The organism is Streptomyces shaanxiensis, from assembly GCF_039537145.1.
GTDB classification, from domain to species: Bacteria; Actinomycetota; Actinomycetes; order Streptomycetales; family Streptomycetaceae; genus Streptomyces; species Streptomyces shaanxiensis.
In genome coordinates this window covers 307,896-328,676 of the sequence record NZ_BAAAZY010000006.1, presented here as the reverse complement: position 1 = coordinate 328,676, position 20,781 = coordinate 307,896, and the positions used below count along the sequence as shown (strand labels likewise).

Sequence of the window (20,781 nt, the reverse complement as noted above, 5' to 3'; positions counted from 1 at the left end):
CGGCGACAAGGGCGCGACCGCCTCCCCAGGGTTTTCCCTATGTGCGGGCTGTGGACGGCTGTACGGGTGGTGTACGACGCCTGTGACCTGGCGCGTTCAGCTCGCCCCGCGGACGTGCTCCCCGTCGCCCGGGCGCACGTCCCGCAGCAGGCAGGTCAGCCGGGCGGTGCACACCCGCCGGTCCTGCTCGTCACTGATCACGATCTCGTACGTCGCCGTGGAGCGCCCCCGGTGCACCGGCGTGGCCACGCCGGTCACCAGCCCGGAGCGCACGCCCCGGTGATGCGTGCAGTTCAGGTCCACGCCCACGGCGATCTTGGAGCTGCCACCGTGCATCATGGAGCCGACCGAGCCGAGCGTCTCGGCGAGCACCGCGGACGCGCCGCCGTGCAGCAGCCCGTACGGCTGGGTGTTCCCCTCCACCGGCATGGTCCCGACGACGCGCTCGGCAGAGGCTTCCAGTATCTGGACACCCATGCGCGTGCCGAGGTGTCCGGCGGAGAACAGGGCCGGCAGGTCGACGCCGAGCGCGGCGTACTCGTCGATGACCTCCTGCGGGAACTTCACGTGCTGCTGCTCGCCCATGGGTCCGGCTCCGTTCGTCGTGCTCAGTCGGCAAAGGTCGACTGAGCAAACGCTCAGTCGGTGGCCGATTGTTCCAGACGGACGACGACGGACTTGCTGGCCGGGGTGTTGCTGGTGTCCGCGGTGGCGTCCAACGGCACGAGGACGTTGGTCTCGGGGTAGTACGCCGCCGCGCAGCCCCGGGCCGTCGGATAGTGCACGACCCGGAAGCCGGGCGCCCGCCGCTCGATCCCGTCCTTCCACTCGCCGACCAGGTCGACGTACGAGCCGTCCGCGATGTTCAGCCGCTGTGCGTCCTCGGGGTTGATCATGACGACCCGGCGGCCGTTCCTGATGCCCCGGTAGCGGTCGTCCAGGCCGTAGATCGTGGTGTTGTACTGGTCGTGCGAGCGCAGGGTCTGCAGCAGCAGCCGCCCCTCGGGAACCTCCGGGTACTCGACGGGGGCCGCCGTGAAGTTGGCCTTGCCCGTCGCCGTCGGGAAGCGCCGCTCGTCGCGCGGGGCGTGGGGGAGGGTGAAGCCGCCGGGGCGGGCCACGCGCGCGTTGAAGTCCTCGAAGCCGGGGACCACCCGGGCGATACGGTCCCGGATCGTCGCGTAGTCCTTCTCGAACTCCTCCCAGGGCGTGCGGCTGCCCTCGCCCAGCACGCGGCGTGCCAGCCGGCAGACGATCGCCGGCTCCGACAGCAGATGCGTGCTCGCGGGCTCCAGGCGGCCCCGGGAGGCGTGCACCATGCCCATGGAGTCCTCGACCGTCACGAACTGCTCGCCGCTGCCCTGGAGGTCGCGCTCGGTGCGGCCCAGCGTCGGCAGGATCAGCGCGCGGGCGCCGGTGACGGCGTGGCTGCGGTTGAGCTTCGTCGACACGTGCACGGTCAGCCGCGCACGCCGCATCGCCGCCTCGGTGACGTCGGTGTCCGGCGTCGCGGACACGAAGTTGCCGCCCATCGCGAAGAAGACCTTCGCCTCGCCGTCACGCAGGGCGCGGATGGCCCGTACGACGTCGTAGCCGTGCTCGCGCGGGGGCGCGAAGCCGAACTCCTTCTCCAGGGCGTCCAGGAACGCCGGGGCGGGCCGTTCGAAGATGCCCATCGTGCGGTCGCCCTGCACGTTCGAGTGACCGCGCACCGGGCACACCCCCGCGCCCGGGCGGCCGATGTTGCCGCGCAGCAGAAGGAAGTTGACGACCTCGCGGATGGTCGGCACGGAGTGCTTGTGCTGGGTGAGACCCATCGCCCAGCACACGATGGTGCGCCGTGAGGCGAGGATCATCGCCATGGCCTGCTCGATGTCCGCGCGCGTGAGGCCGGTCGCCGTCAGCGTCTCGTCCCAGTCGGCGGCGCGGGCGGCCGCGGCGAACTCCTCGTAGCCGTGGGTGTGTTCGCCGACGAACTCCTCGTCGACGGCACCCTCGGTCTCGAGGATCAGCTTGTTGAGGAGACGGAACAGGGCCTGGTCGCCGCCGATGCGGATCTGCAGGAACAGATCGGTGAGCGCGGCGCCCTTGAGCATGCCCTGCGGGGTCTGCGGGTTCTTGAACTTCTCCAGGCCGGCCTCGGGCAGCGGGTTGACGCTGATGATCTTCGCGCCGTTGGCCTTGGCCTTCTCCAGGGCGGAGAGCATGCGCGGGTGGTTCGTGCCGGGGTTCTGGCCGGCGACGATGATCAGGTCGGCCTTGTAGAGGTCCTCCAGCAGGACGCTGCCCTTGCCGATGCCGATGGTCTCGCTCAGCGCCGACCCGGACGACTCGTGGCACATGTTCGAGCAGTCCGGCAGGTTGTTGGTGCCGAGTTCGCGCGCGAAGAGCTGGTAGAGGAACGCGGCCTCGTTGCTGGTGCGCCCGGAGGTGTAGAAGACGGCCTCGTCGGGGGAGCCGAGGGCGGTGATCTCCTCGCCGATGATGTCGAAGGCACGCTCCCAGGTGACGGGCTCGTAGTGCGTGCCCCCTTCGGCGAGGAACATGGGGTGGGTGAGCCGCCCCTGCTGCCCCAGCCAGTAACCGCTCCTGGTCGCGAGGTCGGCGACGGAGTGCGCGGCGAAGAACTCCGGGGTGACCCGGCGCAGGGTCGCCTCCTCGGCCACCGCCTTCGCGCCGTTCTCGCAGAACTCCGCCTTGTGCCTGTGCTCCGGCTCCGGCCAGGCGCAGCCCGGGCAGTCGAAGCCGTTCTTCTGGTTGACGCTCAGCAGCGTCAGCATGGTCCGCTTCACGCCCATCTGCTGCTGCGCGATACGCAGGGTGTGGCCGATGGCAGGCAGCCCCGCCGCCGCGTGCTGCGGCTCGGCGACCTGCGGCGCGTCCTGAACCGGATCACCCTTGGGCGGCTTGGTGGCCATCGCGCATTCCCCTTCGTGTACACGTGTGAGGTACATCTCCGATCCTCGCACGCGGGACCGACAACGGGGGTGGGGGCCCGGCACCCGCCCGCCCCTCTGCGCCCCGTCGCGAACCCCCTTCCCGGAGCCGTACCCCCGATGGGGACCGAGTGTCAGTGGGGCGTGGCAGGATCGGGGGCGTGGCAGAGACAGCATCGAAGCAGACCGAAAACCACCCCGGCGGCAGCCGGCCCCGCCTGATGCTCATGGACGGGCACTCGCTGGCCTACCGTGCGTTCTTCGCGCTGCCCGCGGAGAACTTCACGACCGCGACGGGCCAGCCGACGAACGCCATCTACGGCTTCGCGTCGATGCTGGCCAACACCCTGCGAGACGAGGCGCCCACCCACTTCGCGGTGGCCTTCGACGTGTCCCGCAAGACCTGGCGCTCCGCGGAGTTCACCGAGTACAAGGCGAACCGCTCCAAGACCCCGGACGAGTTCAAGGGCCAGGTCGAGCTGATCGGCGAGCTGCTCGACGCGATGCACGTCTCGCGGTTCGCGGTCGACGGCTTCGAGGCCGACGACGTGATCGCCACGCTCGCCACCCAGGCCGAGGCCGAAGGCTTCGACGTGCTGATCGTCACCGGCGACCGCGACTCCTTCCAGCTGGTCAGCGAGCACACGACGGTCCTGTACCCGACCAAGGGCGTCTCCGAGCTGACCCGCTTCACCCCGGAGAAGGTCTTCGAGAAGTACGGACTGACGCCCGCCCAGTACCCCGACTTCGCGGCCCTGCGCGGCGACCCGTCCGACAACCTGCCGGGCATCCCGGGCGTCGGCGAGAAGACCGCCGCGAAGTGGATCAACCAGTTCGGCTCGTTCGCGGAGCTGGTCGAGCGCGTCGAGGAGGTCAAGGGCAAGGCCGGCCAGAACCTCCGCGAGCACCTGGAGTCGGTCAAGCTCAACCGCCGGCTGACCGAGCTGGAGCGGCGCGTCGAGCTGCCCAGGACCGTCCCCGACCTCGCGCGCGTGCCGTACGACCGCAAGGCCGTCGCGATGGTCCTGGACACGCTGGAGATCCGTAACCCGTCCCTGCGTGAGCGGCTCTTCGGCGTCGACCCCGGAGCCGAGGAGGCCGAGGCCACCCCGGTCGTCACCGAGGGCGTGGAGCTGGACGGCTCGGTGCTCGGCACGGGCGAGCTGGCCCCCTGGCTGACCGAGCACGGCGGCGAGCTCCTCGGCGTGGCCACCGTCGACACCTGGGCGCTGGGCACCGGCTCGGTCGCCGAGGTCGCCCTGGCCGCGGCCGACGGCGCGGCCGGCTGGTTCGACCCGTCGCAGCTGGACGAAACCGACGAGAAGGCGTTCGCGGCCTGGCTGGCCGACGCCGCCAAGCCGAAGGTGTTCCACAACGCCAAGGGCGCGATGCGGGTCTTCGCCGAGCACGGCTGGAGCATCGAGGGCGTCCGCATGGACACCGCGCTCGCGGCCTACCTGGTCAAGCCGGGCCGCCGCTCCTTCGACCTGGACGCGCTGTCCCTGGAGTACCTGCACCGCGAGCTGGCCCCCGCCGCCGCGGCCGACGGCCAGCTGGCCTTCGGTGCGGACGACGGCGCCGAGGCCGAGGCCCTGATGATCCAGGCCCGCGCGGTCCTCGACCTGGGCGAGGCCTTCGAAAGCCGCCTCGAAGAGGTCGGCGCCGCGGACCTGCTCCGTGACATGGAGCTGCCGACCTCCGCCCTGCTGGCCCGTATGGAGCGGCACGGCATCGCGGCCGACCGGGCCCATCTGGAGGCCATGGAGCAGATGTTCGCGGGCGCCGTCCAGCAGGCGGTGAAGGAGGCGCACGCGGCGGCCGGCCGCGAGTTCAACCTGGGCTCGCCCAAGCAGCTCCAGGAGGTCCTCTTCGGCGAACTGGCCCTGCCCAAGACGAAGAAGACGAAGACCGGCTACACCACGGACGCCGACGCCCTGGCCTGGCTCGCCACCCAGACCGACAACGAACTGCCGGTCATCATGCTCCGCCACCGCGAGCAGGCGAAGCTGCGCGTCACCGTCGAGGGCTTGATCAAGACGATCGCGACGGACGGCCGGATCCACACGACGTTCAACCAGACGGTCGCCGCGACGGGCCGCCTGTCCTCCACGGACCCGAACCTGCAGAACATCCCGGTCCGCACCGACGAGGGCCGGGCGATCCGCCGGGGCTTCGTGGTCGGCGAGGGCTTCGAGTCCCTGATGACCGCGGACTACAGCCAGATCGAACTGCGCGTGATGGCCCACCTCTCCGAGGACGAGGGCCTGATCGAGGCGTTCACCTCGGGCGAGGACCTGCACACAACGGCCGCCTCCCAGGTGTTCGCGGTGGAACCCGACGCGGTGGACGCGGAGATGCGCCGCAAGATCAAGGCGATGTCGTACGGCCTGGCGTACGGCCTCTCGGCCTTCGGCCTCTCACAGCAGCTGAACATCGACGCGGGGGAGGCCCGCGCCCTGATGGACGCCTACTTCGAGCGCTTCGGCGGCGTACGGGACTACCTGCGCCGCGCCGTCGACGAGGCACGGGCGACGGGCTACACGGCGACCCTCTTCGGCCGCCGCCGCTACCTCCCCGACCTCAACAGCGACAACCGCCAGCGCCGCGAGGCGGCCGAGCGCATGGCCCTCAACGCCCCCATCCAGGGCACGGCGGCGGACATCGTCAAGATCGCCATGCTCAACGTCGACCGGGCCCTGCGCGAGGCGAACCTCACCTCCCGCATGCTCCTGCAGGTCCACGACGAAATCGTCCTGGAAATCGCCCCCGGCGAACGCGCGGCCACGGAAGAACTGGTCCGCCGGGAAATGTCCGACGCGGTCCACCTCAGCGTCCCCCTGGGCGTCTCGGTGGGCGCAGGGCCGGACTGGGAGTCGGCAGCCCACTAGCCGCCGGCGCCGGAGCCACATGGCGATGCCGGGCCGGTTCCCCAACCGGTCCGGCATTTCCGTGCGCTTCTGGGGGAGCGGGACTGCAGCGCCCCCAGGGGCGCGGGGCTGTATCGGTATGCGGCTCCGCCGCGTGGGCGCGACCGGCCACAACGAACCCGCAGCCCCGAATTTCACCGCACCCGGCAAACGCAGGGGCCCCGGCCGAACCCCCGGAGGGCCCGTCACTCTCGTGGCCCCCGCAAAAGCGCCCCCCACCACCGCCGCCCGTAAGGATGCGGTCATGGGTATACGCACGCTCAACCGCCGGACGGCCCCGGCACCGGCGAACGCGAACACCGCAGGCGACGCCCCCACCACGGCCCACCCGTCGGCCCCACCCTTCGCCGCCGGCGCAAGCACCGCCCGCATCCCGGCCGACCTGATGAGCACCTTGCGGCACAAGGCGGCAACCTTCCGGCATCGCCTCCCTCATCGGGCGCAGGATTGGGCCGAGCTCGCCCACAGCTACCTGGCGCTGGCCCGCACCCTGCTCCCGCGGTCCCGTCCCGTCCGCACGGTCACCGTGTTCATCGCGACCGCCGCCACCCTCAGCGAGCCCCAGGACGGCTCGGCTCCCGACCGGCCCCATCCGAACCCGAATCCGCATCCGTACCCGCGTCACCAGGGCCCCGGACCGGACGCCACACCCTGACGCCCACGGCGTACAGCAGCAGCCCCAGCACGAGCCCCGCGCCCGCCCCGAAGCACAGCGTCGGAATCAGCTCCCAGTACTCGGCGGTCGACCCCCAGTACTCCCACCAGCGCACCGCCCGCTGCACCGCCGCCACCACGGCCGGCCCGCCGATCACCGCACCGGCCAGCCACCGGTCCCGTACGGAAAGGACCGGCACTCCGAGCGGCGCGGCCGCGGGAGTCCGCCGTAGCGCCACGACCACGAACGCGGCGATGACGGCCGCGGCGACCGCCGAACCGCCGTACTGCAGATACCAGTACAGCGGCGACCCCGCGATCTCCTCGCCCAGGACGGGAAACACCCGCATCCCCCAGCGGTCGAGATGCGTGAACGCGTCCCACACGACATGCGTCAGCGAACCGAGCGCGGCCGAGACGTACCACCGCACCGCGAGCGACGGACGTACACGCGCGCGTGGCGCCCCGCAGCGCAGCAGCGTCGCCACCCGAGCCTGACGCCGCACCGGCAGCAGCGCCACCAGCGGCTCACGCAGCAGCAGCCACAGGCCCACCAGCGCCCAGGCGATCACCACGTCGACCGTGAACACGCCCGCGAACGAGTGCGTGACATCGCCGAACTCCATCGCCTCGGGCAGGACACTCGCCGCGTAATAGGTCATGTCGGGAGAGAAGGAACCCGCCACCAGTACGGCAGGTACCAGTGCGCCTCGGCCGGTTCCGTCGGTGCGTACGGCGGGCAGTACGGCCGCCGCATGGCTGAGCGTGAACGGCAACGGGGCTCCTCGCGCGGGGTGTTGACGGGGCCGGTCTGCCCCGCTCGTCGGCGAAGCCAGTATGCGGGACGGTCGCCCTCGGCCCGGACCCATGGCTCACACATGGCCAACCGGTAAAAATCGGGCACGAACGGGTGCCCCCGCAAAGGAAGTTGTCGTAGGGTCGCCTGGGTCGCCGTGCCGAGGGAACGCGGCCGAACAGATGAACAGCGAAGGAATGAGTGCCGCGAGGGCAACTGTCGCGGCGAGTCGATCGTCACTACAGGGGCGAGCACGACACGGCGAGCCCGGCAGACAGAGGCGGGCGCTCGGGCGTCCACGGGAGGGGTCCATTTCATGGCGGCGCAATTCGGCAGGCTCCGCAAGGGCGCGGTGAACACCACGGTGGCCGCGGTCGTGGTCGCGGCACTGGCCGCGTCCCAGGCTCCGGGCGTGACGACCGACGACGCCGGCAGAAAGATCACCACCGGAACCCAGCCCTCCGCGGACACGCCCGCCGAGGACAGCGCGACCGGCAACTCGCCCTACTACACCGACCTGCCGCCGCTCAACAGCCCCAACCCCTCGCCGACCACCAGCACCCCCGTCACCCCGGGCGCCAGCGAGGCGGGCATCCCCGCGACCGTCCTCGACGCGTACAAGAAGGCCGAGGCCTCGCTCAAGGAGTCCAAGCCCGGCTGCAACCTGGAGTGGCAACTCCTCGCCGCCATCGGCAAGGTCGAGTCCGGCCAGGCCCGCGGCGGCCGCGTCGACGCAAACGGCAACACGCTCTCCCCGATCCTCGGCCCGCAGCTCAACGGCAACGGCTTCGCGAACATCAGCGACACCGACAACGGCGCCTACGACGGGGACAGCTCCTACGACCGCGCCGTCGGGCCCATGCAGTTCATCCCCTCCACCTGGGCATGGGCCGGCCGCGACGGCAACGGCGACGGCGAGAAGAACCCCAACAACATCTACGACGCCGCGCTCGCCGCCGGCCACTACCTGTGCCGCTTCGGCTGGGACCTGTCCACCCAGGGCGACCTCGACCGCGCGATCCTCAGCTACAACAACTCGCGGGACTACCTCAACCTCGTCCTGTCGTGGCTGGAGTACTACCGCAAGGGCACCCACGAGATCCCGGACGGCACCGGCACCCTCCCGTCCGACCGCAGCGACGACACGGCGGGCGCGAGCCCGACGCCGACGTCGCCCGGCACTCCGACGACCCCTTCGACCCCGTCGGCGCCGAGCAGCCCCAAGCCCGGCGACAACGGCGGCTCCACCGACCCCAAGCCGCCGACCACGACCCCGCCGAGCACCACCCCGCCTCCCACCCCCACCGACTTGGTGGACCACCTGGAGGACGCGGGCACCGCCAGGCTCACCGCGATGGCGGGCGACACCTTCACCGAGAAGGTCAGCACCCGCGCCGAGACCGAAGCCGGCAAGGGCATCGCGAAGGTCCGGGTCCGCTTCACCATCATCGGCGCCACCGACGCCACCTTCAGCACCGGCGAGAAGTACGCCACGACCCTCACCGGCAGCACCGGCGAGGCGGTGGCGCCGGCGCTGAAGGCGGGCGAGAACACGGGCGAGTTCGTCGTCCGCGCCACCGTCGTCGGCCGCATGATCGCCGGCCTCGACTACACGGCCACGGTCACCGAGCGTGCCGCCGACACCCTGACCCGCACCAGCGACACCGCGCTGACCTGCACCCCGGGCGGCGAATTCGCCGACCAGGTCGAGCTGAAGGCGACCTACAAGGGTGCCGTCGCGGACAAGGTCGCGGCCACCGCCACCCTCATCAAGTCGGCGGACGACCCGACCGAGAACGACAAGGGCCCCTACTTCAAGGACGCCGACGGCAAGGTCGTACGCACCCTCACCGACCTGAAGACGGACGCTGACGGCCTGCTCAAGCTGCCCAAGCTCTACGCCGACGACACCACCGGCACGTTCCTGCTCCGCATCAACACCGCGGGCGGCGCGACGCTGACCGTCGAGCTGAAGGTGGCGGCGGCCGAGACGTCGCCCAGCCCGACCCCGTCGGAGTCGGCGTCCGGCTCGGAGTCGGCGAGCCCGAGCGCGTAGCCACCGGGGAATAGGACCGAGGGCGCCCTTCCGCTACGGCGGACAGGGCGCCCTTTGTTCATGTGCGCAACCTGTTCTCATCTCGCCCGCCCGTTGCTACGGTGCCGAACCTGACGATGTATCAGATTCCTGGGATGTGTTCGCTCCGGGATTCCGGGAGGCCCGTATGCGCGCCCTGATCGCTGCCGCGACCGGTCTCGCCCTCGCGCTCGCGCTGGTCCTCGCGATCACGGCCATGGGTGCACCGACCGGCAAGACGTCGCCCAAACCGCTGCTCACGACGGTGCCCGCACACCCGTAACCGCCCGTCCGGGAGGGAGGCCGAGATGCGCCGCAAGGCCAGCCTGATCCTGCTCGCCCTCGCCGTGTTCTTCGCGGCACTGTCCCCGCTGCTGCGCTGGTACGCCTTCCCGCGGCTGGCCAAGATCCCGCCCGGCCAGTACCAGGACATGGTCCTGGAGGCGAAGGACGCGACCCTCCTCGACTACGGCACGATGCAGGCCCGCAAGGTCCCCAAGGTCACCATCGTGCAGACACTGAAAGGCAACGTCGAAGAGTCGGAGAAGATCGAGAGGACGGCGGGGAAGGACGTCGTCGTCTGGGACGGCCTCTCCTACGTGGTCGGCCCCGACGGCAAGATGGTCTCCAAGATCCCCGAGCGCTACATCTTCGACGCCCACACCCAGGAACCCGTCCACGCCACCGGCGAGACGGTCGACGGCGACCCGGTGAAGCGGCAGGGCATCGAGTTCAAGTGGCCCTTCCTCACCGAGAAACGCGACTACGAGTACTTCGACGCCCAGACCCGCACCAGCGCCCCCATCCACTACAAGGGCACCCAGGACTTCCGCGGCGTCGAGGTCTACTACTTCGAACAGACCATCCCCTGGACCAAGGTGAGGTTCCCCAAGGCGATGCCGGTCGAGGGCATAACCCCGGAGTCGGTGGCCAAGACCGGCACGACCCGCTGGTACACCACCGTCCGCAAGTTCTGGGTCGAACCCCTCACCGGCGCGCCCGTATACGGCGAGGAGATCCACAAGGAGGAACTGCGCGGCGGCACCCTGCTCGGCGACCGCGACAAGGTGACGGCGTTCGCCGGCCACGTGAAGATGCGCGAGGACTACATCGCCTACACCGTGGACCTGGTCAAGTCCAACCGCACCCTGGTGCTGCTGATGACGTCGTACCTGCCGTGGGGCTTCCTGGTCATGGGCGTAATTCTGCTGTCCCTCTCCCTCTACCTGGAGGCACGCGGCCGCCGCCCCGGCGACCCGAAGCCCGCGCAGGACACCGAACCGGAACCGGTCACCGCCTGAGCCGTGCGCTGGTGTGCCGGGTCGGCTCGGCGGTCGCGGGGTCCTCGGGCCACGGGTGCTTGGGATAGCGGCCACGCAGCTCCGCCCGTACGCCCTTGTAGCCGTCCCGCCAGAAGGAGGCGAGGTCGGCGGTGACGGCGGCGGGGCGCCCGGCGGGGGAGAGCAGATGGACGAGCAGCGGCACCCCGGCGACGCGGGGCGACTCGTGCAGCCCGAACATCTCCTGCAACTTCACGGCGAGGACGGGCTGCTCGGGATCGCCGTAGTCGATCCGGATCCGGGACCCACTCGGTACGGCGATCCGCTCCGGGGCGAGCTCGTCCAGCCGCCCGGCGTCCCCCGAGGCCCACGGGAGCAGCCGGGCCAGCGCCTGCCCGGCATCGATCCGCGCCAGGTCGGCCCGCCGCCGGGCCCGGCTCAGCTCGGGCTCCAGCCACTCGTCCGCGCGCGCGTGGAGCGCGTCGTCGGACACGTCGGGCCAGGGCTCGCCCAGGTGCAGTCGCAAGAACGCCAGCCGCTGCCGCAGGACGCCGGCGTCCGGGGACCAGCGCAACAGGCCCAGCCCTTCCTGCCGTAGCCCTTCGAGGAGCGCATCGCGTACGAGTACGGGGTCGGCGTCCCGCAACGGCCGCACCGCGAGCTCGATCGCCCCGAGCCGCTCGACGCGCCGGGCGACGACGTCCCCCTCGGCCCAGTGCACCTCCTGGCCCTCGGAGTACAGCGAGGCCGCAGCCGACCGGGCCATGTCCTCGTCCACCACGGCGGCGAGCTGCACGCGCGCGTGCCCCTTGCCGACGGGCCGGTCCGCGACGGCCACGGCGAGCCACGGGGCGCCGCGCAGGGGGCTGCCGTCACCGAGTTCGGCGCGCGTGCCGGACGCCATGAGGTAGGAACCGCCGTCGGCTCTGGCGACACGCTCGGGGAAGGCGAGGGCGGCGACGAGGCCCGCGGTGCGTTCGTCCACGCCGGACGCGGACGCCTGCTCGCCACTGGCCCGCAACCGCCGCACCTCCGCACGCCAACGCCCCGCATAGGCGTCACCGCCACGCCGAGCCGCCCGTAGAGCGGCGGCCAGATCGTCCCCGTACTCCCTCGGGGCCTCCTCGCTGAGCAGCGCGACCACCTCGGCACCCGCGCCGGACGTGTCCAGCAGCGCCCGCCCCAACCGGGGATGCAACCCCAGCCGGGCCAGCGCGGTGCCCCGCTCCGTGGCCCGCCCGCCGGAGTCCACCGCCCCGATGGCCGTCAGCACGCTCCTGGCCGCCGCCATCGCCCCGCCCGGCGGCGGATCCAGCAACGCCAGCCCAGTGGCCTCCGGGTCGCCCCAGCAGGCCGCCTGCAGTGCGAACGCCGTCAGGTCGGCCACCTTGATCTCCGGCGACGGGAACCGTGGCAGCCGCGTGTCCTCGGCCTCCGCCCAGCAGCGGTACACCGCCCCCGGCGCCTCACGCCCGGCCCGTCCCGCCCGCTGCCGCCCGGCCGCCTGCGAGGCCCGTACCGTCGTCAGGGCGCTCAACCCGCGCGCGTGATCGACACGAGGCTCCCGCGCCAGCCCCGAGTCCACGACGACCCGCACACCGGGAACCGTCAGCGACGACTCGGCCACGGACGTCGCCAGCACCACCCGGCGCCGCTCCCCGCCCGCCAGCACCGCGTCCTGCACGGCCGCCGGCGCCCGCCCGTGCACCTGGAGCACCTCGACGTCGCCCAGGCCCCCCAGCTGCCCGGCGACCCGCCCGATCTCGCCCACACCCGGCAGGAAACACAGCACGTCCCCCGCCCGCTCGGCCAGCGCCCGCCGCACCGTCGACGCCACATGCGTCAGCAGCGCCGGATCGACCCGCATGCCGTGCGGCGGCCGTACGGGGCGCGTCGGCGGCGCCCACACCACGTCCACGGGGTGGGACGCGCCCTCCGCCTCGACCACCGGGGCGTCCCCCAGCAGCCGCGCCCACCCCTGCGCGTCCGTCGTCGCCGACGCGGCCACGAGCCGCAGCTCCGGCCGCAGCGTCTGCCGTACGTCCCACAGGAACGCCGCCACCGTGTCGGCGTCCAGATGCCGCTCGTGGCACTCGTCGAGCACCACCGCGTCCACGCCGGCCAGCTCCTGGTCGCGCTGCAGCCGCTGGAGCAGCACACCGGTCGTGACGACCTCCATGCGCGCGTGGCGCCCGACGACCCGCTCCCCGCGCACGGTGTAGCCGACGCTCTCGCCGACCTTCTCGCCCAGCAGCCACGCCATCCGCCGCGCGGCGGCCCGGGCCGCGATCCGCCGGGGCTCGGCGACGACGACCCGCCGGGCCGGCCCCTCGCCGACCAGCCCCGCCAGTACCAGCGGCACGAGGGTGGTCTTGCCGGTGCCGGGCGGCGCGACCAGCACCGCGGTGCCGTGCGTGTCCAGGGCGTCGTTCAGACCGGGCAGGGCGCCGCGTACGGGCAGCGCGTCCAGGGCGTCGTAACGGATCACGCTCTCAGTCTCGTACGCACACGAAGATCGCCGACCCCGGGATCAGATTCCCGCGCAGCGGCGACCAGCCGCCCCACTCCGAGGTGTTCCAGGCCGGCCACTCCGGCTCCACCAGGTCCACCAGCCGGAAGTCCGCCGCCACGATGTCCCGGACGCGGTCGCCGAGCGTCCGGTGATGCTCGACGTAGACCGCGCTTCCCTCCTCGTCCTGCTCCACGTACGGCGTGCGGTCGAAGTACGAGGCCGAGACGGACAGGCCCTCCGGGCCCGGCTCGTCCGGGAACGCCCAGCGGATCGGGTGGGTCACGGAGAAGACGAAGCGTCCGCCCGGCCGCAGCACCCGCCGCACCTCCCGCAGCACCAGCACCGGATCGGCGACGAACGGCAGCGCGCCGTACGCCGAGCACGCCAGGTCGAAGGAGGCGTCGGCGAAGGGGAGGGCGCCGGCGTCGGCGCAGACCAGGGGAAACGCGCCGCCGATGCGCAGGGCGTGCTGGAGCTGGCGGTGGGAGATGTCCAGGGCGACCGGGCTCGCCCCCTGCGCGGCCAGCCAGCGCGAGCACTGGGCGGCGCCGGCGCCGATCTCCAGCACCTGCTTGCCCTTGAGGTCCTCCGGCGCGCCGAGCAGCTCGGCCTCCACCTCGTCCAGGCCCTCGGGGCCCCATACGAAGCGGTCGTCGCCGAGGAACGTGCCGTGTTCGATCTGGTACTCGTCCGCATTGCGGTCCCACCAGCCCCGGTTGGCGCGGGAACTCTCCGCGACTCCGGACTCACGGCGGGTGGCCTCCGGCTCGAAACCGGACTCGGACGATGCGGGCTCTTGGATGATCGGCTCCCTCGTCGTACTCTTCCGTCACCTCCATGGCATCACCCACATGGCGGTGTCACGAAAGGGACGCCTTACGGCCAGCGTGGCCTCAGGAGACAGGTTTTGTGCCGGGTATGGGGCGATCCGCCCCGGGTGTGCGCCTTCGCGCATTGACCCTGTCCGGCTGCCCCCGTATGCTACAAGTTGCGCTGCGGGCCTGCGCACCTCAGACGTAGCAGGCTGCGCTCGCATCTGTTGTATGTCCCCTCGGTTTTCGAGGCGCCACCGGTTTGATGGTGTGGTGCTTCCTTGGCTGTCCGGCTTCTTCAGAGCGATACGGGCTCCCGGCGTAGCAGTACCTACGACTTCAATGTCCGTACCGGAGCCCTTTCCCACATGACGAGCAGCACCGAGACCACCGCCACCACCCCGCAGGTAGCGGTCAACGACATCGGTAACGAGGAAGCCTTCCTCGCCGCGATCGACGAGACGATCAAGTACTTCAACGACGGCGACATCGTCGACGGCGTCATCGTGAAGGTCGACCGGGACGAGGTCCTGCTCGACATCGGTTACAAGACCGAAGGCGTTATCCCGAGCCGCGAACTCTCCATCAAGCACGACGTCGACCCGAACGAGGTCGTCGCCGTGGGCGATGAGATCGAGGCCCTGGTCCTCCAGAAGGAGGACAAGGAAGGCCGCCTCATCCTGTCCAAGAAGCGCGCTCAGTACGAGCGTGCCTGGGGCACGATCGAGAAGATCAAGGAAGAGGACGGGATCGTCACCGGTACCGTCATCGAGGTCGTCAAGGGTGGTCTCATCCTTGACATCGGCCTCCGCGGCTTCCTCCCGGCCTCCCTGGTCGAGATGCGCCGTGTTCGCGACCTCCAGCCCTACGTGGGCAAGGAGCTCGAGGCGAAGATCATCGAGCTGGACAAGAACCGCAACAACGTGGTCCTGTCCCGCCGTGCCTGGCTGGAGCAGACCCAGTCCGAGGTCCGCCAGACGTTCCTCACCACCCTCCAGAAGGGTCAGGTCCGTTCCGGCGTCGTCTCCTCGATCGTCAACTTCGGTGCCTTCGTGGACCTGGGTGGCGTCGACGGTCTGGTCCACGTCTCCGAGCTGTCCTGGAAGCACATCGACCACCCGTCCGAGGTTGTCGAGGTCGGCCAGGAAGTCACCGTCGAGGTCCTCGACGTCGACATGGACCGCGAGCGTGTCTCCCTGTCGCTGAAGGCGACCCAGGAAGACCCGTGGCAGCAGTTCGCCCGGACCCACCAGATCGGTCAGGTCGTCCCGGGTAAGGTCACCAAGCTGGTTCCGTTCGGTGCGTTCGTCCGCGTGGACGAGGGCATCGAGGGTCTGGTCCACATCTCCGAGCTGGCCGAGCGCCACGTGGAGATCCCGGAGCAGGTCGTCCAGGTCAACGACGAGATCTTCGTCAAGGTCATCGACATCGACCTCGAGCGCCGTCGCATCAGCCTCTCGCTGAAGCAGGCCAACGAGGCCTTCGGTGCCGACCCGGCCACGGTCGAGTTCGACCCGACCCTGTACGGCATGGCTGCCTCGTACGACGACCAGGGCAACTACATCTACCCCGAGGGCTTCGACCCCGAGACCAACGACTGGCTCGAGGGCTACGAGACCCAGCGCGAGGCGTGGGAGCACCAGTACGCCGAGGCGCAGCAGCGCTTCGAGCAGCACCAGCAGCAGGTCATCAAGAGCCGCGAGGCCGACGCTGCCGCTGCCGCCGAGGGTGGCGACGCCGCGGGTGCGGCTCCGGCCGCTTCCGGTGGCTCGTACTCCTCCGAGGGCCCGGACAACTCCGGCGCGCTGGCCTCGGACGAGGCGCTTGCCGCTCTCCGCGAGAAGCTCGCGGGTGGCCAGAGCTGAACGCTGGCTCGCTGAGGCTTAGCCGGTAACTGAGGGGCCGTACCTTTCGAGGTGCGGCCCCTCGGTGTTGCCCTGGGCCGGGTTGCGTTTCGGCGCGCGGCCGGCGGGGGCTTGTCGCGCCCACGCGGCGGAGCCGCATATTCATACAGCCCCGCGCCCCCAAAAAAAGGGCGTCGCCCAACCCGGCAAGATCAATGAGCTCCTTCCTCGGGAATGCCCCCGCCTGTAAGGGCGTTGTGACGTACGGACACGAGGAGGAGCGGTCACAGTGCTTGATCCGCAGGGTTTGTACGCATGGGAGCCGAAGGGGCTGGCTGTCGTCGACATGGCGCTTGCCCAGGAGTCGGCCGGGTTGGTCATGCTCTACCACTTCGACGGATACATCGACGCGGGCGAGACCGGCGACCAGATCGTCGACCGGCTCCTCGACTCGCTGCCCCACCAGGTCGTCGCCCGCTTCGACCACGACCGGCTGGTGGACTACCGGGCCCGCCGACCGCTGCTGACGTTCAAGCGCGACCGCTGGAGCGACTACGAGGACCCCGCCATCGAGGTGCGGCTCGTGCAGGACGCCACCGGCGCGCCCTTCCTGCTGCTCTCCGGGCCCGAGCCGGACGTGGAGTGGGAGCGCTTCGCCGCGGCGGTCAAGGAGATCGTCGAGCGGCTCGGGGTGCGTCTGTCGGTGAACTTCCACGGCATCCCCATGGGCGTCCCGCACACCCGCCCGGTCGGCCTCACCCCGCACGGCAACCGCACCGACCTCGTCCCGGGCCACCGCAGCCCCTTCGAAGAGGCGCAGGTGCCCGGCAGCGCCGAGTCCCTGATCGAGTACCGGCTGATGGAGGCCGGGCACGACGTCCTGGGCATCGCCGCGCACGTCCCGCACTACATCGCCCGCTCCTCGTACCCGGACGCGGCGCTGACCATCCTGGAGGCCCTCACCGCGGCCACCGGACTCGTCCTGCCCGGCATCGCGCACTCCCTGCGCACGGAGGCCCACCGCACGCAGAACGAGATCGACCGGCAGATCCGTGAGGGCGACGACGAGCTCACCAACCTCGTCGAGGGCCTGGAGCACCAGTACGACGCCGTCGCCGGCGCCGAGACCCGCGGCAACATGCTCGCCGAGCCGGTGGACATCCCGTCGGCGGACGAGATCGGCCAGGAGTTCGAGCGGTTCCTGGCAGAGCGCGAGGGCGACAACTGAGGGCCGACGGGGCCTGCCGGGTGTTGATGTCGGCGGCAGGCCCTAAGCTGCCGGTCATGTTGAAGGTGGGCCTGACCGGCGGCATCGGTGCCGGTAAGAGCGAGGTGTCGCGGCTGCTCGTCGAGTGCGGGGCCGTGCTGATCGACGCGGACCGTATCGCGCGCGAGGTGGTCGCGCCCGGTACCCCCGGTCTCGCCGCCGTCGTCGAGGCCTTCGGCGAGGAGGTGCTCGCCGGGGACGGCGGCCTGGACCGGCCCAAGCTGGGCTCGATCGTCTTCGCCGACCCGGACAGGCTCGCCGTACTGAACTCGATCGTGCACCCCCTCGTCGGCGCCCGCTCGCGCGAACTCGAAGAGGGCGCGGCCGAGGACTCCGTCGTCGTCCACGACGTGCCGCTCCTCGCGGAGAACGGCCTCGCGCCGCTGTACGACGTCGTGGTCGTCGTCGACGCCAGCCCCGAGACCCAGCTCGACCGGCTGGTCCGGCTGCGCGGCATGACCGAGGAGGACGCACGCGCGCGTATGGCCGCGCAGGCGACACGTGAGAAGCGGCTGGAGATCGCGGACGTCGTCATCGACAACGACGTACCGCTGGAGGTGCTTCAGCGGCGTGTGAAGGACGTGTGGGACGAGCTCGTGCGCCGGGCCCACGGGGACCTGCGAGGGTCCCAGGAGTCACAGGGGAGTCCGCAGCCCCGGTCGCCGCAGGAATAGCGGTGCGCGCGTCGGGCGTTGAACCCCTCCAGCGAGGGAAGGACTCTGCCGTGCCCGAGACCAGCGGTTCGACCGGACGTACTCCGGAGACGCATGTCATCGACTTCCGCGCCGCCGAGCAACTGCTCGCCGCGCGGGACCCGCGGGGCGCGGTGAAGCTGCTCGACGAGGTCATCGCCGTGCACCCGGAGAACACCGCCGCCCGGTTGCTGCGTGCGCGCGCCTTCTTCGCCGCAGCCCAACTCCGGCCCGCCGAGCTGGAGTTCACGATCGTCCTGGAGCGCGAGCCGGACAACGCGTTCGCGCACTTCGCGCTCGCCCGCACCTACGAGCGCCAGGGCAGAGCCGACCAGGCCAAGCGGCACTTCCGGCTGGCCGCCGCGCTCGATCCGAACCCGGAGTACCTCAAGGCGGCACGGTTCGACGGGTGAGCGGCAACGCGACCGAGCGGGGGTGACGGCTCTCCGGTGCGGCTATGGACAGCGGTTCGGCGGTGGCCGGTGCGGGCGGTCCTCTCGCGGGCGGTACGGGCGGTCCTCGGGTGGGCGATACGGCGGTACGTCGCGGCCCGGCTGGTAGTGCGGGCCCTGGCGGATGTGTCTGAGGACCATGGCCATGTCGATGGTGATCACCAGCCACAGCGCCCCGCAGGCCACCGCCCAGCCGGGTCGGCCCGCGAGCGAGAACGCGACGGTGCCGAAGACCGCCCAGACCACGCCCCACACGCACAGCCAGAAGCGGGCCCGCAGTGCACTGCGCGCTGTCGTCGGCTCACTGCCCGTACGCATCGGGATCACCACTCCTCCTTGAAACGTACTCCTCGTTCTCCTCACAGGGGGCTCCGTGCTGCCGGACACCGACGAACTGGCCGAGGTGCTGCTCGACCTCCAGGTACCCCACGAGGACATCAACGACCTCGTGCGGATGGCCCGACGGGTGACGGACGACCCGGAGCTGCTGCAGTTCCTGGCACGGTCCGTCGACGAGCTCGTCCGGACCGTGGGGGAGGTCGGCTGCCCGGTCGACCTGCCCGACCTGGACTGGCCCTCGGGCCCTCTGCAGCGCTGCTTCCCCGTGTACGTGTTCGTCGCCGCGCTGCCCTCCACGCGCGCGTACCACCGCGAGCGCGGCATCCCGGCCGACGTCTCCCGGCGCACCCTCGCCGATCTCGGGCGGAACATGGCCGTGCACCGTCGGCGGTACGGGCGGGTTGGAGTGCAGGCTCCCTGGTGGCTCGTCCACCACTTCCGCGGCGAGCTGTACCAGTTGGGGCGGCTGCAGTTCGAGCGGGCGCGGCTCGGGGCGCGGACGGGGGCCGGGCTTGCGGCGGCCGGGGTCGGCGTGGGTCCGGACTCGCCCTGTCTCAACCTGCACATCCCCGACTTCCACGGGCCGCTGACGCCGGCCGCCGTCGACCGGTCCCTGGCGCTCGCCCGGGAGTTCTTCCCGGTGCACTTTCCCGAGGCGCGCTACCGGGTGGTGACCTGCCACTCCTGGCTGCTGGACGCGCAGCTCAGGAAGTACCTGCCCGAGGACTCCAACATCGTCCGGTTCCAGGAGCGCTTCCGCATCGCCCGCGCGGAGCCGGAGCCGTCCGACACCGAGCCGGTCCAGTTCGTCTTCGGCGACCCGGAGTTGCCGGTAGAGGGCCTGCCGCGCCGCACGGCGGTGGAGCGGGCGGTCGGGGACCATCTGCGGGCGGGTGGTCACTGGTATGTCGGGCACGGATGGCTGCCGTTCGACGGGAGCGCCTGAAAATCCCTCGTAAGGTCGTTGGTACGGCGATGAGTTCCGCCGCGAACCCCGGTCTACCTCTGTGACAGCACCACGGACCACCGCTTCACACAGGAGAACCCATGTCCGAGACCGCCGCTTCCGCATCCTCCGTCCCCACCGCCGCCTCGGCCACCTCCGGCACGGTCATCGCCGAGTCCGCGACGCCGCGCGGCCGCCGGGCCCGCATCGCCCTGCGCGGCCTGCAGATACTGCTCGCCCTCTTCTTCGCGATCGCGAGCGCGCTGCCCAAGCTGATCGCGCACCCCTCGGCCGCCGAGGTCTTCGACGAGCTCGGCTGGGGAAGCGCGGGGATGTACACCATCGGCGCACTCGAACTGGCCGGTGCCGTCGCGCTGTTGATCCCGGTGCTGCAGTCGGTGGCGGCGATGGCGCTCAGCGCGCTGATGGTGGGCGCGTTCGTCGTGACGATCACCGCGTTCGACGGCGAGAACGCGGCGACACCGCTCATCCTGATCGTGCCGCTGGCCCTGATCGCCTGGGCCCGACGGAACTCCAACGCGGATCTGCTGCGGCTGGTGCGACGACGCGCGTGACCCGACGGTGTCGGTGGCGTCCGGCCCGGGCCTTCTCGGCCTGCCGGACGCCACCGCCGTATGTCACTGTCCGCGCGGCTGTCCCGCTGCTCCGCCCATGAGCCCGCGCAGCCGTTCCAGCTCGCGGCGGTCCCGCTTGGTCGGTCGGCCCGTGCCGCGGTCGCGGATGCCGGCCGGGGCGACGGCCTCGCGCGGCGGGGGAGGGGGCGAGTTGTCGACGAAGCACTGTGCTGCCACCGGTGCGCCGACCCGCTTGCGGATGAGCCGCTTGACCACGACGACCCGTTCCCGGTTCTCCTGGCGCAGGCGCACCTCGTCGCCGACGCGCACGGAGTGGGAGGGCTTCACGTTCTGGCCGTTCACACGCACGTGCCCGCCCTTGCAGGCGGTGGCGCCCATGGAACGGGTCTTGACCAGGCGTACGGCCCAGATCCAGCTGTCGATCCGCACGCTCTCGCCGTTCTGCGGACCGGCGGCCTCGGCGGCGGCCACAGCGGCGGCGATCTTCGGGTCGCCGGCCTGCTCGGCCTTCCCCCCGTCCGACCGCTGATCCACGTCCGGCCGCTGTCCGTCGTCCGGCCGCTGTCCCTCGACCGTGTCGCCGGTCTTCGCCTCGTCATCCTCGGAAGCCATGCCTCGACCTTAGTCCCCGCACGGACGTTCCTGTACGGGGCC

General features: G+C 71.2%; 17 protein-coding genes. 10 read left to right on the top strand and 7 right to left on the bottom strand.

Features of this window, described 5'->3' with window-relative positions:
* Positions 1-96: 96 nt before the first annotated feature.
* Together ABD932_RS08250 and ABD932_RS08245 are read right to left on the bottom strand one after the other, a co-directional pair.
* On the bottom strand, positions 97-585 hold the full coding sequence (locus ABD932_RS08250) for a hotdog fold thioesterase (RefSeq protein WP_126391308.1): 489 nt from the start codon (positions 583-585) through the stop codon (positions 97-99).
* A gap of 53 nt (positions 586-638) precedes the next feature.
* Positions 639-2,918 (bottom strand): FdhF/YdeP family oxidoreductase, encoded by a 2,280-nt coding sequence (locus tag ABD932_RS08245; protein WP_345010146.1) that lies wholly within the window; start codon positions 2,916-2,918, stop codon positions 639-641.
* A gap of 179 nt (positions 2,919-3,097) precedes the next feature.
* Here ABD932_RS08245 and polA point away from each other — a divergent pair, with 179 nt between their 5' ends.
* Positions 3,098-5,824 carry a DNA polymerase I gene (gene polA, locus ABD932_RS08240; RefSeq protein WP_345010142.1) on the top strand — a complete coding sequence of 909 codons (2,727 nt, stop codon included), beginning with the start codon at positions 3,098-3,100 and terminating at the stop codon, positions 5,822-5,824.
* A 590-nt stretch (positions 5,825-6,414) separates the two neighbouring features.
* On the opposite strand, the gene ABD932_RS08235 is transcribed toward polA, so the two are convergent.
* Positions 6,415-7,293 (bottom strand): DUF4184 family protein, encoded by an 879-nt coding sequence (locus tag ABD932_RS08235; RefSeq protein WP_345010140.1) that lies wholly within the window; start codon positions 7,291-7,293, stop codon positions 6,415-6,417.
* Between the two features lie 336 nt (positions 7,294-7,629).
* Between ABD932_RS08235 and ABD932_RS08230 the strand changes: the two genes are divergently transcribed.
* The 3 genes from ABD932_RS08230 to pgfA all read left to right on the top strand — a co-directional run bounded on the left by ABD932_RS08230 (position 7,630) and on the right by pgfA (position 10,688).
* Positions 7,630-9,369: a lytic transglycosylase domain-containing protein gene (locus tag ABD932_RS08230; protein WP_345010138.1), complete on the top strand. Its 1,740-nt coding sequence runs from the start codon at positions 7,630-7,632 to the stop codon at positions 9,367-9,369.
* 166 nt (positions 9,370-9,535) lie between these two features.
* Positions 9,536-9,670, top strand: a complete 135-nt coding sequence (locus tag ABD932_RS08225) for an SPW_0924 family protein (protein ID WP_345010136.1) — start codon at positions 9,536-9,538, stop codon at positions 9,668-9,670.
* A gap of 25 nt (positions 9,671-9,695) precedes the next feature.
* A complete protein-coding gene (gene pgfA / locus ABD932_RS08220; RefSeq protein ID WP_345010134.1) occupies positions 9,696-10,688 on the top strand; it encodes a cell envelope lipid trafficking protein PgfA in 993 nt (330 codons plus the stop codon).
* Here the strand turns inward: pgfA and hrpB are convergent.
* The gene (hrpB, locus tag ABD932_RS08215; protein WP_345010132.1) at positions 10,678-13,155 is read right to left on the bottom strand and encodes an ATP-dependent helicase HrpB; all 2,478 of its coding nucleotides are present in this window, start codon (positions 13,153-13,155) and stop codon (positions 10,678-10,680) included. The genes pgfA and hrpB overlap by 11 nt on opposite strands.
* A gap of 4 nt (positions 13,156-13,159) precedes the next feature.
* Positions 13,160-13,981, bottom strand: a complete 822-nt coding sequence (locus ABD932_RS08210; protein ID WP_345010488.1) for a class I SAM-dependent methyltransferase — start codon at positions 13,979-13,981, stop codon at positions 13,160-13,162.
* A gap of 378 nt (positions 13,982-14,359) precedes the next feature.
* On the opposite strand from ABD932_RS08210, the gene rpsA reads away from it, so the two are divergent.
* The 4 genes from rpsA to ABD932_RS08190 all read left to right on the top strand — a co-directional run bounded on the left by rpsA (position 14,360) and on the right by ABD932_RS08190 (position 18,207).
* Positions 14,360-15,856 carry a 30S ribosomal protein S1 gene (gene rpsA / locus ABD932_RS08205; RefSeq protein ID WP_126391287.1) on the top strand — a complete coding sequence of 499 codons (1,497 nt, stop codon included), beginning with the start codon at positions 14,360-14,362 and terminating at the stop codon, positions 15,854-15,856.
* A gap of 268 nt (positions 15,857-16,124) precedes the next feature.
* On the top strand, positions 16,125-17,063 hold the full coding sequence (locus ABD932_RS08200; RefSeq protein WP_345010128.1) for a PAC2 family protein: 939 nt from the start codon (positions 16,125-16,127) through the stop codon (positions 17,061-17,063).
* A gap of 56 nt (positions 17,064-17,119) precedes the next feature.
* Positions 17,120-17,776, top strand: coding sequence for a dephospho-CoA kinase (gene coaE / locus ABD932_RS08195; protein ID WP_345010126.1), 657 nt, complete (start codon positions 17,120-17,122; stop codon positions 17,774-17,776).
* Between the two features lie 50 nt (positions 17,777-17,826).
* Positions 17,827-18,207, top strand: coding sequence for a tetratricopeptide repeat protein (locus tag ABD932_RS08190; RefSeq protein ID WP_250082769.1), 381 nt, complete (start codon positions 17,827-17,829; stop codon positions 18,205-18,207).
* A 42-nt stretch (positions 18,208-18,249) separates the two neighbouring features.
* Here the strand turns inward: ABD932_RS08190 and ABD932_RS08185 are convergent, their stop codons facing one another.
* The gene (locus tag ABD932_RS08185; protein WP_345010123.1) at positions 18,250-18,576 is read right to left on the bottom strand and encodes a DUF6343 family protein; all 327 of its coding nucleotides are present in this window, start codon (positions 18,574-18,576) and stop codon (positions 18,250-18,252) included.
* A gap of 43 nt (positions 18,577-18,619) precedes the next feature.
* Between ABD932_RS08185 and ABD932_RS08180 the strand changes: the two genes are divergently transcribed.
* Together ABD932_RS08180 and ABD932_RS08175 are read left to right on the top strand one after the other, a co-directional pair.
* On the top strand, positions 18,620-19,531 hold the full coding sequence (locus ABD932_RS08180; protein WP_345010121.1) for an acyltransferase domain-containing protein: 912 nt from the start codon (positions 18,620-18,622) through the stop codon (positions 19,529-19,531).
* A gap of 101 nt (positions 19,532-19,632) precedes the next feature.
* Positions 19,633-20,106, top strand: a complete 474-nt coding sequence (locus ABD932_RS08175) for a DoxX family protein (protein ID WP_345010119.1) — start codon at positions 19,633-19,635, stop codon at positions 20,104-20,106.
* Between the two features lie 63 nt (positions 20,107-20,169).
* On the opposite strand, the gene ABD932_RS08170 is transcribed toward ABD932_RS08175, so the two are convergent.
* Positions 20,170-20,739, bottom strand: coding sequence for an RNA-binding S4 domain-containing protein (locus ABD932_RS08170; protein WP_345010117.1), 570 nt, complete (start codon positions 20,737-20,739; stop codon positions 20,170-20,172).
* Between the last annotated feature and the right edge of the window lie 42 nt (positions 20,740-20,781).

Bases quoted from the DNA above. Each gene is read 5' to 3' on its own strand.
- ABD932_RS08225 (WP_345010136.1), top strand. From the start codon at position 9,536: ATGCGCGCCCTGATCGCTGCCGCGACCGGTCTCGCCCTCGCGCTCGCG.
- ABD932_RS08245 (WP_345010146.1), bottom strand. From the start codon at position 2,918: ATGGCCACCAAGCCGCCCAAGGGTGATCCGGTTCAGGACGCGCCGCAG.
- ABD932_RS08250 (WP_126391308.1), bottom strand. From the start codon at position 585: ATGGGCGAGCAGCAGCACGTGAAGTTCCCGCAGGAGGTCATCGACGAG.
- pgfA (WP_345010134.1), top strand. From the start codon at position 9,696: ATGCGCCGCAAGGCCAGCCTGATCCTGCTCGCCCTCGCCGTGTTCTTC.
- ABD932_RS08230 (WP_345010138.1), top strand. From the start codon at position 7,630: ATGGCGGCGCAATTCGGCAGGCTCCGCAAGGGCGCGGTGAACACCACG.
- ABD932_RS08175 (WP_345010119.1), top strand. From the start codon at position 19,633: ATGTCCGAGACCGCCGCTTCCGCATCCTCCGTCCCCACCGCCGCCTCG.
- coaE (WP_345010126.1), top strand. From the start codon at position 17,120: ATGTTGAAGGTGGGCCTGACCGGCGGCATCGGTGCCGGTAAGAGCGAG.
- rpsA (WP_126391287.1), top strand. From the start codon at position 14,360: ATGACGAGCAGCACCGAGACCACCGCCACCACCCCGCAGGTAGCGGTC.
- ABD932_RS08170 (WP_345010117.1), bottom strand. From the start codon at position 20,739: ATGGCTTCCGAGGATGACGAGGCGAAGACCGGCGACACGGTCGAGGGA.